Below are 15,155 nucleotides of genomic sequence, written 5' to 3'. Positions count from 1 at the left end.
TAGTTCAACTTTATATAGATGTGAAATGAGGGATGATATACGATGAAACCCATACGAAATTCGGCCAAAGCGGTGATTGTTCAGGAAGGCCGATTGTTACTGATTCGTCTGAAAGATCAGTATGGCGATGCTTATGTTTTTCCTGGAGGCGGGCAGGAGAAAGGCGAGGAGCTGAAGGATGCGGTTGCCCGGGAATGCCTGGAAGAAATCGGACAGGCCGTGGATGTGGGAGAGCTGCTGCATATTCGCGAATACATCGGTGCCAATCATGAATTTGCTGAGTGGGATGCGGATATCCATCAGGTGGAATTTTATTTTGCATGCAGCCTGGTTGATCCGAAGGCTTCTGTCTTTGAAGGCTCGAACCCGGATGACCATCAGGTGGCGGTAGAATGGGTTGCGCTTGAAGCATTAAAGGACATCCGCCTGTACCCCAAAACGATCGGTGAATTGTTGTTAAAAAAGGGAGAACCGCGTATTTACCTTGGGGATCTAAACTAGAAGTTCCTTTTATGAAAAATAAATCTTCATCATGTTTATGCATACATTCGGGTTCAGGGATTCAACATAGGTGAGGCGGGTACACTATAAGTACAGCTGTTTGTACATCAAACAGGCAACTGTGAACTCTAAACAAATAGTCTATGTCTGATTAAAAGACGTAAATCTACTACAAGATTAAACCTAAGATGTTTAAAGGGCTTTTGGGCTTTGAATTGCTTGTACCATTGGAAGCAATGCAGAAGTAGTGGAAGAGACGAAATCGATTCTGAAGAAGCGAAGCGTTCGCCTTTATCACCGGATTATGCCCCACTGAAAAATATTCAATAATAATCCGGGGATAACAGCGATCGAAAGAACGATTCGGCACTGTAACGGTTACCCTGCATAAGTTTTTGGTTCTGAGCCTCAAAGCCAAGCTTGCAAACATCCCCCCAAACCGAAAGGAGCATCTCCCATGAACCAGAATGAATTGGAACAAAACATTGTGAAGGCTTTGGAACATAACCCGTTTTGCAGCTTCTCGACCGTTGAGAATGGAAAACCGAAATCCCGCTATATGGCTCTTTTCAACGATGGTCTGAATATTCACCTGGCAACCAACCGCCGTACACACAAGGTGGAGGAATTGGAAAACAATCCGAATGTCAGCCTGCTGCTTGGTTACGAGGCAGGAGGCTCCAAGGAAGTTGTGGAGATCGAGGGAACCTGTGAAGTGACCAAAAATGAAGGCCTGCGTGAGCAAGTATGGAATGATGAGCTGAAAGCTTGGTTTGATGGACCGAATGATCCCAACTATGTCATTCTGGACATTACGCCTTCACGAATTGAATATACAGGCAAAGACCACGAGCATCATGTGTGGGAGCAATAAATCACAGCCACGTATTCATAATTCAATGATTGCACGGACTTGTTGTCAGACGATGAATAACATCAATCCGATCAGCCGTGATCCCTTTATGGGTTCGCGGTTCTTTGGTATGCAGAGTATGACCAATCTGTGAGTGGTGTTATAATGATGTAACATTTGAAATTTGAATAAAATATTGCCTATATTTTGGCTGAAAAACCGAGAGAATTGTCGAAATTACGCATGAAAATATAAAGTCGCTCAACTATGTACGGATATTGTAAAAATTAATGCTTTTCAACTGTTTAACATTACGTTATGATTTGAGATGTAAATAACGCGCACAGATATGAATAGATGTTCATGTGAGATAAACTAACCTGATAATTACAGATGAATGCTCATCCGATTATCAGCATGCACAACGCATGAAATCTATTATTTTCTGTGCCTGTTGTTGCTAATATGGCATGATTCGATGTACATAACCGGGAGGGGTTATTTTGAAGAAGAGTAAAAAAGTATTATCAAGCCTGACTGCCGCTTTCGTTGCATTAAACGTGCTTGCGGTATTTCCGGTACCTGTGTCGGCTGCAGATGCGGCCAAAGTCAAATTGCGGATCATGGAAACAACGGACATTCATGACAATCTGATCAACTACGATTACTATTCAGACAAAGCAACAGATCAGTATGGTCTCGCGAAAACAGCCACGTTGATCAAGAAAGCCCGTGCAGAAGCAAAGAACAGCCTGCTGTTCGACAATGGTGACCTGATTCAGGGGAACCCGATGGGTGATTTTGTAGCGAAGATTGATCCTCTGAAAAAGGGTGAAACTCACCCTGTATATAGAGCGATGAATCTGCTTGATTATGATGCAGGCAATATCGGTAACCATGAATTCAACTATGGTCTCGATTTTCTTGATATGACACTGGAGGGAGCCAACTTCCCTTACATCAATGCCAATGTCTATGTAGACGATGGTGATCAAGATGAAACAAACGATAAAAACTATTTTACACCATACAAAATTCTGGACAAAAAAGTAACGGATGAAAGTGGCAAGGAGCATACGATCAAAGTAGGTGTGATCGGCTTTGTACCGCCGCAAGTCATGCAATGGGACAGCGCTAACCTGCAAGGCAAGGTCATTGCCAAGGATATTATCGCTACCGCGAAAAAATTCATTCCAAAAATGAAGGCCGAAGGTGCGGACATTATCGTTGCTATTCCTCACTCCGGCTTTGAGGATATTCCTCAAACCGATCTGATGGAGAACTCTGTGCTATACCTGAGCCAAGTGGAAGGCATTAACGCCATTTTGTTTGGACATGCCCACAAAGTATTCCCTAGTGCAGACTTCAAAGACAAAAAAGGTGTAGACCTGGAGAAGGGTACAATTAACGGCGTTCCTGCGGTGGAGCCAGGTTTCTGGGGTGATCATCTCGGGATCATTGACCTGGATCTGGAGCAAGTGGATGGCAAGTGGAAAGTTGTTGATTCCAAAACAGAAGCTCGCCCCATTTATGACACAGAGAACAAAAAGGCATTGGTAGATGCTGACCAGGCAATTGTGGATGCGGTTCATGATGAGCATGAAGGTACGCTGGAATATGTACGTGGTCCTGTTGGCGAAACAACAGCACCCATTAATAGCTTCTTTGCTTTGGTGCAGGATGACCCATCGATCCAGATTGTAACCAATGCACAGAAATGGTACGTGGAGAAGAAGCTGCAAGGTACGGATTATGAAAATATTCCGGTATTGTCAGCAGGGGCTCCGTTCAAAGCAGGTGGACGTTCCGGTGCATCGTATTATACCAACATTCCTAAAGGTACAATTGCCATCAAAAACGTAGCAGACCTGTACGTATATCCCAATACAGTACATGCTGTGATGGTTAATGGTGCTGAACTGAAAGAGTGGCTGGAATGGTCAGCAGGCCAGTTCAACCAGATCGACCCGGCTAAAGGTGGTCAGCAGCAGTTGATCAATATGGATTTCCCGACATATAACTTCGATGTTATCGATGGGGTAACCTACCAGATTGATGTCACACAGCCAGCTAAATACGACAGCAAGGCAACGGTTGTCAACGCTTCAGCAAGTCGTATCAAAAACCTGAGCTTTGAAGGCAAACCGGTTGATCCAGAGCAAAAATTCATCGTTGCTACGAATAACTATCGTGCGTCTTCATCCAAACTGGCTAACCCGGACGGCAAACGCATCGTTCTGGCTGCACCGGATGAGAACCGTCAAGTCATTATTGACTATATTCGTGAGAACAAAACGATTAATCCTGCAGCAGATGGCAACTGGTCACTGGCACCAATTAAACCTTCTGCAGGTGTAACCGCTGCAGCACTGAATGATCTTGAAGTGGTATTTGCTTCTTCTCCAGATGCCAAAGAACTGGTGGAAGCGAATCCGGCAATGTCCTTTATCGGTACGAATAAAGACGGGTTTGCGGAATACGGATTGAAGCTGACAGGGGAGGCTGCAACTACGCCAAAACCAGAAACCAATCCGGCGCCAACACCGAAGCCAGAACCATCACCTGCACCAACACCTAAACCGCAGCCGGAGAAACCGGCAGTGAATTCAAAAGTGGTTTATGTTGTGAAAAAAGGAGACAACCTGTACCGCATCGGCTTGAAATATGGTGTGGACTGGCGTGTACTTGCTAAAGCCAACAAAATTACAAATGTGCATAACCTGAAGGTTGGACAAAAAATTGTCATTCCTGCTTCATAGAGTCTAATAAAGGGTACAGATGAAGACTGGCAGTCATCAGACTGCTGGTCTTTTTTGTGAAATAAGTGCATACATCTGTTTCTATAACCGTCATATAGGAAGTCATGAAAACATTAGAGATTAATTTCAAGACCCATGATATACTATTTACAAACTTTGGGTATAAACTTGGTAACATTAATGATACAGCTCGATAAACTGGCAAGGGGGTTCTACATGAATTGCAGTGGCTGCAGTCCAATCTATCCGATAGAGGGTCAAGGTACGCTGTACCTGCGTCCCGTCTCCCCTGCTTTGCTGGAAGCGCTGCAAACCAAGGGAAGGCGTGTTGAATATTCTGAGAAAGTGCTCTGGTTCGATTTTTCCGACACACAAGAGCTGCTGAAGCGGCTGGAAGAGATTATGGGAATGGAGAAAACGTTATCAATTGCTTTGACCGTTCAGTTAAAGTCTGCTGCGGAAGGACTATTCAGTGATGCTGAGGGGGATTGGATTAGTTTATCCATGCAGCATTCCAGAATCAAACATGCAGATATTGTTTCTACTATTTTGGAACGGCAATTCAGCAGCTATATGCAGCCGATCGTAAATGCCTCAGAGCATATTATCGGATTTGAATTTTTGCTCCGTCCGGGTGAACGTGGCAGATCCTTTAGCTCATATGAACTGTTTGAAGCGGCACGAGAAACGGGACTACATTCCTATCTGGATCGAACTGCTCGTATTACAGCAATAGAAACCAGTGCCAGACACCTGCCTCAAGGTGTTAAACGTTTTGTTAATTTTCTGCCTTCCTCTATTTACAATCCTGAATATTGTTTAACACATACATTCGAAGCCATTGAGCGCCTTTCGTTAGACCCAAAGGATTTTGTTTTCGAAGTTGTCGAGACCGAACAGATCCAGCATCTGTCGACACTGCAGCATATTTTTCAAGTATATCGTTCTAACGGCATGTCCGTAGCATTGGATGATGTCGGTGCAGGATATTCCACGATTGATTTAATGAGCCGTTTAGAGCCGGATTTTGTCAAAATTGACCGCAGTCTGATTGATCATTGTGATCAGGATCGGGCAAAACAGCAGAAGATTCTTAATATAGTGCAGGTATCGAGCCAATTTGGTGGTAGAGTACTTGCCGAGGGGATTGAACGAATTGAAGAGTTTGATTTCTGCCGTTCCGTAGGAATTGAGCTGGCTCAAGGCTATTATTTTGGTAAACCTGCAGCCCATCCGCCGGATGGTCCTTACCTGGGACCGTCCTACAGAGCGGCAAAATAAATATTCGTTACATTCCGTAACGTCAAGCTGGTCGCTTTCTTGTGGAAGTGGCCTGCTTGGCGTGTACTTTTTTTTATCAAATAAATCTCGTTGTTAGCCGATATATAACATAAGCCATAAGATACTTCATACATAGATAGAAAAATTGGCTTGGAAATTATAAGGGGGATATGCAAATGAATGAAATCCAGAATCATCCGGTAGGGAAAGCCGGAAAAAAATCCAAACCAGTACCAGCTAAAAATAAAAAGAGTAAGAAAAAAGCATTTGTCTGGAATATTCGAAACAAAATGCTGCTTTCCTTTCTAATCGTCTTGATTCTGCCGAGTTTGGCAATCAGCTTCGTGACATTAACGATCTCGGAGGACACGGTACAAGAGCAGTTAAACGATAGTGCGACGCAGAGCGTGAAAACCGTGAATAAAATTATAGAGAGTCAGGTGAATAGCAAAATTTATGATATCAATTATTTCTCGGACTCTCTCGATCCGGCTTTGATTAAAGGAGAAAATGATAGTACAGAGCTTCAGACCAAGCTTGCTCAGTATTTGGGATTACATCCTGATGCTTTGAATATTTTTGTAGGCACGACAGAAGGTGTCATGGTTCGGGGAAAACCTACAGAGAGCAGCCAGCGCGGAGAAGCTTTTGATCCCAGAGAACGAGAGTGGTATACACTCGCGATGAACCAGCCGGGCACTGTTGCAGTCTCCCCGGTCACCAAAAATACCGACGGAGCAGCAGTTGTGTTTATTTCCAAAACGTTAAAGGATCAATCTGCTGTCATTGGTCTGTCACTTGACTTAACAGATCTTCGTGAACAGGCCAACATGAAGGTAGGGAATGAAGGATATGTCATTATTCTTGATGCAAATCAGAACTATGTCGTCTCTCCTGTACAGGAAGTTGGCACGAAGGATACCAGCGGCGTAATGGATCAAATGTATCAAAGTAAAGAAGGTCAGTTCGAATACATATTTGATCAACGCGCCAAGATGATGATTTTCTCTACCAATGAAGCAACGGGCTGGAAAATTGCGGGAACGATGTTCAAAAGTGAAGTAACGGACGCTAGCAAGGAGATTCGTTTGGCTACGCTTATTGTTTTGCTTGCTTCTGTACTTCTGGCGATCATTTATATTATCTGGTTCACTGGTTCGATGATCCGTCCGATCAAACGGCTTCAGGAAAATGCACGTGCAGTCAGCAAAGGTGATCTGACGGTGAAGATGGACAGTAAACGCAAGGATGAAGTCGGTGAGCTGGCAAAGTACTTTGAACGCATGGTGGATAATTTGCGAATGATGATTCTGGGTGTACAGGAGACGGCAGAGCAGGTATCTGCATCCTCAGAAGAGTTGTCGGCAAGTGCAGACCAAACGACGAAAGCGATTGAGCATTCAACGATGGCGATTCAGGAGCTTGCCGAGGGAGCAGAGCAGCAGGTAAGCAGTGTGAAGGAAGGCTCTGAAGAGATAAATCGTATGGCAGAAGATGTGAGGCTGATGTCAGAGCGAGTACAGTCGATCACAACGTCGATGCGAGATACATCCGGGGCAGCTTCATCAGGGAATGAAGCTGCGGGACAAGCTGTGGAACAGATGAATATCATTCAGGAGACGGTCGAACAATTAGGTCATGTAGTACAGTCCCTTCATATTCGTACCACTGAAATTGGCGGTATGGTTGATGTCATTGCATCGATCTCGAAGCAAACCAACCTGCTGGCATTGAATGCTTCCATTGAAGCAGCCAGAGCAGGAGATGCGGGGCGCGGATTTGCTGTGGTTGCTGGCGAAGTTCGTAAGCTGGCCGAAGAATCAGGCAGCTCTGCAGGGCAGATTGGCGAGCTTGTACACAATATACGCCAGGATATGGATTCAGCTCTGATAGCGATGAATGCGGCTCAAAGCCGGGTAGATGAAGGTCTCCAGGCTGTGAATACGTCCGGACAATCCTTTGCTCAAATTCGTGAAGCGGTTGAGGATGCGGTTCACACACTTGATGAGCTGTCAGAGACGACAAAACAATTGGAGATGGGTGCCTCCCATGTGGTGCAAACGATGAACGACATATCAAATGTCACTCAGGAATCAGCAGCAAGTACCGAGTCCGTCTCGGCATCATCACAGGAGCAGCTTGCTTCCGTGGAAGAGATCGCCTCTTCTTCTGCACATTTAAATAGCATGGCAGAGCAACTGCAAGGCCTGCTGGGGATGTTCAAGATGAATGATGATAATGCCAAAGACAGCGATAAGTCCTGATAAATTCAGGCTAAGTACATTTTTTCATAAGCTTACAGAAAATAAAGATAGACATTCCTCCTGCGGACCTGTATAAATATATCGTCTGGTTCTTACAAGCCAGTGTACGGTGTACCTTTATTAATAGAACGATACGCATATCAAGTCAGGATAGCAGCAGGAGGAACTATGGTATATGTAGCGATACTGATTTTTGTTTTGACAATTACAATGGTTATCTGGCAGCCGCGTGGAATCGGGATAGGCTGGAGTGCCTCAGGAGGCGCTCTTCTTGCTCTGGCCGCTGGTGTTGTTAGTTTAAATGATGCTTCGGATGTGGCTTCCATTGTGTGGAATGCTACGCTTGCCTTTGTCGGCATTATTATGATTTCTTTGATTTTGGACGAAACCGGGTTCTTCGAGTGGGCCGCTCTTCATATGGCCCGGCTGGCAGGAGGGAACGGACGCAGGCTGTTCCTGTACTCTATTTTACTTGGAGCAGCTGTGTCTGCCTTGTTTGCGAATGATGGAGCAGCGCTTATTCTGACACCGATCGTACTGGCAATGGTGCGTGCATTGAAATTTGATGAGCGTATGGTACTGGCTTTTGTAATGGCGAGTGGTTTCATCGCAGATACAACTTCGCTGCCGCTGGTGGTCAGCAATCTGGTGAACATTGTCTCTGCCGATTTCTTCGGCATTACATTTGTAGAATATGCCGTACGTATGATCGTGCCCAATCTGTTCTCCATTGCGGCGAGTACGGCGATGCTGTTTTTATTTTATCGCAAAAGCATTCCGCTTACGTATGACGTCACAGCTGCTCGTGATCCAAAGGAAGCAATCCGTGATCCGAGGGTGTTCAAAATCGCCTGGTTTATGCTGGGACTGCTACTGGTGGCGTATGCCTCCAGTGAGTTTCTGCCGATTCCTGTCTCCGTGATTGTAGGCGCAGTAGCGCTGCTGTTCGGTATTCTTGCACGTAAAAGCGAAGCGGTTGATCTCAAGCGTGTGATCAAGGAAGCACCATGGTCAATTGTTGTATTCTCGGTGGGAATGTATATCGTCGTGTATGGTCTGCGTAATGCCGGATTAACCGATTATTTAAGCAGTTGGCTGGATGCTATAGCCGATTACGGCCTGCTGGCGGCATCATTGGGCATGGGTGTAATCGCTGCTGTATTGTCATCGGTGATGAATAATCTGCCAACCGTATTGATTAATTTGCTCGCCATTCAAGGAGCACATACCGAGGGTATCATACGTGAAGCGATGATCTATGCCAATGTCATCGGTTCCGATCTGGGACCGAAGATGACACCAATTGGTTCGCTGGCAACCTTGCTCTGGCTGCATGTATTGTCCCGCAAAGGTGTGAAGATTACGTGGGGATACTATTTCAAGGCAGGCATCATCCTGACCGTTCCAACGCTGCTGATCACTTTGGCAGGTCTGGCACTGTGGCTTTGGATTTTGGGGTAAAAGAGATGTGTTGATCATATCAAACATTAAAAGTGAACATATGATTCTGTAAAAAAGGCTGTTTGACCAGATGTGCCATGCACATTCGGGTGAGACAGTCTTTTTTGCTGTTTCTTGAACTATTTTTTCGTTCTTATCTGCCTGAAATAGAAGACTTTTATATAGAAGAAGCCAATCATCTCGATAAGTGTCAAAAGAGCCGGGCAGCCGCTTCGGGAACGGACGTTGTTACAATCGCTGTTATCCCCGGATATATTGGATTCCATTCTTCCAAGGAATATATCCGTTGATAAAGGCGACCGCCTCGCTTTTCCACAATCGTTCCGTTCCCTTCGCTACACCGGCGCTAACTGGCTCAGAACGCTAGATGAAACACACAGCTTTCGAAATTATCTTGAGTCCAGCCTTGTATGAGGCGGGACTTTTATTACATCCCCACCACGCTGGGGATGAATGCTTTTGGAATAGCGAACAAAATAAGTAGTGGAGGGGAGGGAATCGATTCTGAAGAAGCGAAGCGGTCGCCTTTGTCTCCGAATGTTTACATTTAGAAAATAAAATCAATAAAAATTTGGAGACAACAGCGATCGGAAGAACGATCTGTAGCCGGAACGACTGCACAGAGTTCTATTTTAAACGCTTTATACTAGGCCAACTTCATTCATACACAGCCTGAATTTTTAACATTGCGTTTACAAAACAATGATTTTCGGATGACATACCAAAACTACAATGATTAAAGAGTTGATGGTGATCAAACAAATTCACAAAACGCCATCACTACATTGGGGGAGGAAAACAAAACTATGTTTAAAAAGTTGCCGTTTATTTTGATGACCTTAACGTTCGTACTGGTGCTTGCAGCATGTGGATCGAAAAACGACGCTGGTACTACAAATGGTGCCGCAAGCAATGGATCAGGAGAAGGTACTGCTGCAGCTGAGCTCAGCGGTAACATTCTGGCTGTTGGATCAACAGCACTGCAGCCACTGGTAGATCAAGCTGGACAAAAATTTATGGCAGTTGACCAATATAAGAACATCACTGTGCAAGTACAAGGCGGCGGTAGTGGTACTGGTCTGACTCAAGTATCCGACGGACAAGCTACAATTGGTAACTCTGACGTATTTGCAGAAGAAAAAATCGATGACGCTGCTAAAGTAAGTGAACTGAAAGATCATCAGGTTGCTGTAGTTGCGATTGCTCCTGTAAGCAATAAAGATGCAGGTGTGACGGATCTGACCAAACAACAACTGATCGACATTTTCTCTGGTAAAGTGAAAAACTGGAAAGAAGTTGGCGGTAAAGATCAAGCAATCGTTATCGTAAACCGTCCAGGCAGCTCCGGTACACGTGCAACATTCGAAAAATTTGCGCTGGGTACGAAAGTTGAAGATATCCAAGGTTCAATTCAAGAGGATTCCTCCGGTACAGTTAAGAAGCTTGTAGCTGAGACTCCAGGTGCAATTGGTTACCTGGCCCTGTCCTACCTGGACGACAGCCTGCAAGTTCTGAAATATGAAGGTGTGGAAGCAACTGTAGAAAACGTAGAATCCGGTGCTTATCCAGTGTGGGCATACGAGCATATGTACACAAAAGGTGAGCCGGATGCTGCAACCAAAGCGTTCCTTGACTACATCCTGAGTGATGAAATTCAACAAAAAGACGTAACAGAGCTGGGCTACATCCCGGTGTCTGGTATGAAAGTTAAACGCGATGCAGCAGGTAACGTGACGAAATAATCTTTAACTTGCGCATACAGCGAGAGAGGCGGACTCAGGTCCTGCCTCTTTACGCAGTTTGCTCTGAAAATATCCCATATTTTGCATCAATTCCACTATAGAAGGATGGTTGTTATGGAACAGACCGGAGGGGGAACGGCAATGAATAGCAAAGTGAAGTCACGCCGACCCTTGAGAGAGAAGCACTACTGGGAAGAGTGGACGGGACGAATCTATACGTCGATTTGTGTCGTTTTCCTGATCGTTGTCATGTTTTCCATCGTATATTTTGTAGCCTCCAAAGGGCTGTCGACATTTTTCCAGAACGGCATAAGCATGAGTGATTTTTTAACAGGAAAAACATGGAATCCAACAGGAGAACCTGCGGCCTATGGCGCGTTGCCTTTTATAACAGGTTCATTTATTACAACTTTTCTGGCAGCGCTGATTGCAAGTCCGCTCAGCCTGTGTGCAGCACTCTTTATGACAGAGATCGTACCAGGCAAAGGTAAAAAAATACTGCAGCCTGCGATCGAGCTTTTGTCAGGTATTCCTTCGGTTGTTTACGGTTTTATCGGTCTTAGTGTCATTGTACCTTTGCTGCGCAGCATGTTCGGCGGTGCGGGTGTCGGGATTGCAGCCGGATGCCTCGTTTTGTCTGTCATGATCCTGCCAACAGTAACCAGCATTATGGCAGATGCACTGTCCGCGCTTCCTAAAGGGCTGCGTGAATCCTCCTATGCACTGGGTGCAACACGCTGGCAAACGATCTATCGGGTCATTATTCCGACTGTTCTGCCTGCGCTGCTTACCGGGGTTGTTCTGGGCATGGCGCGTGCCTTCGGTGAGGCACTTGCGGTACAAATGGTTATCGGTAATGCACCGCATGTACCAACATCTCTGCTTGAATCGGCGTCCACATTAACCAGTGTAATTACACTGAGTATGGGTAACACCACGATGGGCTCTGTTCATAACAATGCACTTTGGAGTATGGCGCTTGTGCTGCTGGTAATGACCTTTGTCTTTGTCATTCTGGTTCGCCTGCTTGAAAGGAGAAACCGGGTATGAAATTAAAGGCAAAAACAGTAGATAAAATTGCAACAGGTGTCATTGTTGTACTGGCTCTTTTCATCGTTGTGCTTCTGCTCGGGCTGCTCGGATTCATTCTTTTCCGGGGAATCGGCCAGATCAACTGGCATTTCCTGACGAGTGCTCCGCAATTGCTCAAAGGCGGCGGCGGTATTGGACCGCAATTGTTTAACTCTATATTTTTGCTTGTGCTCACGTTAATTATTACGATCCCGCTCGGCTGGGGCGGTGGAATTTATATGGCGGAATACGCCAAACCGGGACGGATCACAAGTTTCATTCGTCTGGTTGTTGAAGTGCTGTCGTCCTTCCCATCCATCGTTATTGGTTTGTTCGGACTATTATTGATTGTTAATACGTTCGGTCTTGGTTTCTCTCTCTTATCGGGTGCTATGGCGCTGGCTATTTTCAACCTGCCGCTGATGGTGCGTACGACGGAGCAAGCCTTCCGTGCTGTTCCGAAGGAGCAGAAGGAAGCGGGGCTCGCTCTTGGTTTGTCCAAATGGAAAATCATCACTTCAATTCTGCTGCCTGTGGCACTGCCAAGTTTGATTACAGGAACGATTCTGGCCTCTGGCCGGATTTTCGGTGAAGCTGCTGCCCTGATGTTCACCGCCGGAATGAGCAGCCCGCCGCTGGACTTTACGGATTGGAATCCGACAAGTCCGAGATCGCCAATTAATCCGCTGCGTCCTGCTGAAACATTGGCTGTGCACATCTGGAAAGTCAACAGCGAGGGCATTGGACCGGATTCCAAGGAAATCGCGGCAGGTGCATCGGCCGTATTGGTTATTCTGGTGCTTGCGTTTAATCTGAGTGCACGCTGGATCGGCCGTGTTGTATACCGCCGGATGACAGCTTCGAAATAAGGAGGAACCGACATGGCCATACCTTTCGGTACGGAACAGTTAAGCATATATTATGGGCATTTCCAGGCGGTTAAACAGATCAGCCTTACCTTCCCGGAGTCCAGTGTAACAGCTCTGATCGGGCCTTCGGGCTGCGGCAAATCCACCTTTCTCCGCTCATTGAACCGGATGAATGATGAGATTGCCGGTTCTCGCACGGAGGGACATATCTGGATGGATGGCAACGACCTGAATGAACCGGGCACTGATGTAATCAAGCTTCGGCAGAAGATTGGTATGGTGTGGCAGAAGCCTAACCCTTTTCATAAATCCATCTACAACAATATCGCGTTTGGCCCCCGCTACCGTGGTACAAAAAACAAGAAAGCACTGGATGAGATTGTGGAAAAAAGCTTGCGTCGCGCCGCTCTGTGGGATGAGGTAAAAGACAGGCTGCATGACTCGGCTCTGGCACTGTCGGGGGGGCAGCAGCAGCGTCTCTGTATCGCACGGGCGTTATCCGTAGATCCGCAGATTCTGCTGCTCGATGAGCCGGCATCTGCGCTTGACCCGGTATCAACAGGCAAGGTAGAAGAATTAATTTCCGAGCTGAAGCAAGAGCTGCGCATTGTCATTGTTACGCATAATATGCAGCAGGCAGCGCGCATCTCGGACTATACCGCTTATTTTTACCTGGGCAGTCTGGTTGAGCATGGGGATACGGAGCATATCTTTACCAATCCGGACAACCGTTTGACACAGGAATATATTATGGGTCGTTTTGGTTAATGATTGCTGGATTGGTGTATGAAAATTTCACAGTAAACACCTTAAACAGTACCTTATAGAGCAGACACTTGATACGTCTCTCTATGGGGTATTTTTTTATGATGCAGTCATTTGTTGTGATATGGTCCCAGCTGTTTGTCGGAGAAATGAAAGGGTGAATGGATATCCTTCAGCCACATATTTCCTTTAATAATGAGGAGATACACAGCGATGACAAAGTACAACAATCCGATGATCCAGTCGGCGGTGCTTGCCAGCTTGTGCTCTGTAATGTAATACAGATACCATCCACCAATTGGAAAATGGAAAACCAGCACGGCGAACAGGCCGGGATTGTACCATGTTTTGGCTTTGATATTGGCGAATAGACCGTGCCAGACAAACTGGAAAAAACCCATAAAGATCGGGGCCAGTGCCAGCCAGATGAAGGTTGGGAAAAAGACGGGCAGAAGATAAAAAACATAGGCGATAACCAGGTTAATAACCATGGCCGACTGCGGGTTCAGCGGATAACGTGTGGGTTGTTCACTTTTGAATATAACGATGTTGAATAAACCGCCGAAATAGCCGGGCCAGCGATACTCTTCGAATTGATGCACCAGAATGGCGATGAAGCTAAGCCACAAGATCATACTCAGTTCGGACATGGAACGAAGATTCATAACGATGCCGATTGCGGTTACTGCCGTGACAAGCATGCCCAGATCAGGCCAGTATTTACGCAGCATATTCATGAGCAATCTCTCCTCACATCTTATTTTCTGAAAAATAACGTTCCAGCAGCAGGTCAATCTGACGCTCGGCAGGCTTCATTTCGATGCCTGAGCCAGCCTCCAGAGTCTGTCTCATCAGTGCAGGCATGAACACGGCTCCGAAGACTTGCATCACCATCATCATTAGAATGTCTTGATCCTGTTCGTTGGTCAGCTCTTTAAGCAGACTCTTGATTTTGTCGAATCCAATCATCCGCATAAACTTTCCATACTCCTGCTGTGACGCAAATAAATTGGCGCCCATGGTAATGACTCGTGACAGCAGTTCAGGGTACTGCTCTATTCCTTGTACATAATGCAGCAAAAAACGTTTCAAGCGTTGCTCGGGTGGCAAAGTAAAGTCATCCAGTACCTCGAAAGATTCCTGAAAACCAGAAAGCAGAATCTGTATCACCTCGCTAATCAGCTTATCCTTGGAGCCAAAGTAATAATTCACCAGTGATACGTTTGTATTCGAACGTTGGGCAATGCTGCGAATGGTGATCTTCTCGAATCCCTCCTGTTTGATCATCTCCAGTGCAGTTTGAAGAATAATTTCTTTGGTTTCATTGTTCTTGTCCACAGCTTCTTGTTCCCTTCTCGCAATATTTAAACATTGTTTAAAACGTTGTTTAATTTATTTTAACACCCTATTTGTCTAAATTCAATAAACTCTTTCCAACATTTGGGGTAACATCTATAGTGAGGTTTGACCTGAAATAACAAAAATGCAAGGCATGAAGCATGTAACGGGGTTATTTTCCTTCTAAAACTGTGCGTAATTGGCATTTATAAAGAAAGTATTAACTTTACAGAATCTTATGGATTCTTCGC

Annotated in this window: 12 protein-coding genes; 10 read left to right on the top strand and 2 right to left on the bottom strand. The window is 45.6% G+C overall.

Annotated features, from left to right (window positions below; all coding sequences use genetic code 11):
• Nucleotides 1-42: 42 nt before the first annotated feature.
• From IEW26_RS20050 to pstB, 10 genes are all read left to right on the top strand, one after another.
• On the top strand, nucleotides 43-501 hold the full coding sequence (locus IEW26_RS20050; RefSeq protein WP_188593612.1) for an NUDIX domain-containing protein: 459 nt from the start codon (nucleotides 43-45) through the stop codon (nucleotides 499-501).
• 457 nt (nucleotides 502-958) lie between these two features.
• Nucleotides 959-1,375, top strand: coding sequence for a pyridoxamine 5'-phosphate oxidase family protein (locus IEW26_RS20045; protein WP_145405636.1), 417 nt, complete (start codon nucleotides 959-961; stop codon nucleotides 1,373-1,375).
• A gap of 482 nt (nucleotides 1,376-1,857) precedes the next feature.
• On the top strand, nucleotides 1,858-4,113 hold the full coding sequence (locus tag IEW26_RS20040) for a bifunctional 2',3'-cyclic-nucleotide 2'-phosphodiesterase/3'-nucleotidase (RefSeq protein WP_188593611.1): 2,256 nt from the start codon (nucleotides 1,858-1,860) through the stop codon (nucleotides 4,111-4,113).
• Between the two features lie 216 nt (nucleotides 4,114-4,329).
• Nucleotides 4,330-5,394: an EAL domain-containing protein gene (locus IEW26_RS20035; RefSeq protein ID WP_188593610.1), complete on the top strand. Its 1,065-nt coding sequence runs from the start codon at nucleotides 4,330-4,332 to the stop codon at nucleotides 5,392-5,394.
• Between the two features lie 176 nt (nucleotides 5,395-5,570).
• Nucleotides 5,571-7,658, top strand: a complete 2,088-nt coding sequence (locus IEW26_RS20030; protein ID WP_188593609.1) for a methyl-accepting chemotaxis protein — start codon at nucleotides 5,571-5,573, stop codon at nucleotides 7,656-7,658.
• Nucleotides 7,659-7,826: 168 nt separating this feature from the next.
• The gene (locus IEW26_RS20025; RefSeq protein ID WP_145405640.1) at nucleotides 7,827-9,119 is read left to right on the top strand and encodes an arsenic transporter; all 1,293 of its coding nucleotides are present in this window, start codon (nucleotides 7,827-7,829) and stop codon (nucleotides 9,117-9,119) included.
• Between the two features lie 806 nt (nucleotides 9,120-9,925).
• A complete protein-coding gene (locus IEW26_RS20020) occupies nucleotides 9,926-10,861 on the top strand; it encodes a phosphate ABC transporter substrate-binding protein (RefSeq protein WP_111269282.1) in 936 nt (311 codons plus the stop codon).
• 141 nt (nucleotides 10,862-11,002) lie between these two features.
• Nucleotides 11,003-11,911: a phosphate ABC transporter permease subunit PstC gene (gene pstC, locus IEW26_RS20015; protein ID WP_184189150.1), complete on the top strand. Its 909-nt coding sequence runs from the start codon at nucleotides 11,003-11,005 to the stop codon at nucleotides 11,909-11,911.
• Complete coding sequence (gene pstA, locus IEW26_RS20010) at nucleotides 11,908-12,801, top strand: phosphate ABC transporter permease PstA (protein WP_111269280.1); 894 nt, start codon at nucleotides 11,908-11,910, stop codon at nucleotides 12,799-12,801. Before pstC ends, pstA begins: the two co-directional genes overlap by 4 nt.
• A 12-nt stretch (nucleotides 12,802-12,813) precedes the next feature.
• A complete protein-coding gene (pstB, locus tag IEW26_RS20005) occupies nucleotides 12,814-13,569 on the top strand; it encodes a phosphate ABC transporter ATP-binding protein PstB (protein WP_145405643.1) in 756 nt (251 codons plus the stop codon).
• Nucleotides 13,570-13,676: 107 nt separating this feature from the next.
• Here the strand turns inward: pstB and IEW26_RS20000 are convergent, their stop codons facing one another.
• Nucleotides 13,677-14,303: an HXXEE domain-containing protein gene (locus IEW26_RS20000; protein ID WP_188593608.1), complete on the bottom strand. Its 627-nt coding sequence runs from the start codon at nucleotides 14,301-14,303 to the stop codon at nucleotides 13,677-13,679.
• A 13-nt stretch (nucleotides 14,304-14,316) separates the two neighbouring features.
• The gene (locus IEW26_RS19995) at nucleotides 14,317-14,904 is read right to left on the bottom strand and encodes a TetR/AcrR family transcriptional regulator (RefSeq protein ID WP_268237066.1); all 588 of its coding nucleotides are present in this window, start codon (nucleotides 14,902-14,904) and stop codon (nucleotides 14,317-14,319) included.
• Nucleotides 14,905-15,155: the final 251 nt, after the last annotated feature.

The organism is Paenibacillus silvae, assembly GCF_014639235.1.
GTDB lineage: Bacteria > Bacillota > Bacilli > Paenibacillales > Paenibacillaceae > Paenibacillus > Paenibacillus silvae.
The sequence above is the reverse complement of the archived record's forward strand: the minus strand, read 5'-3'. Positions and strand labels throughout refer to the sequence as shown.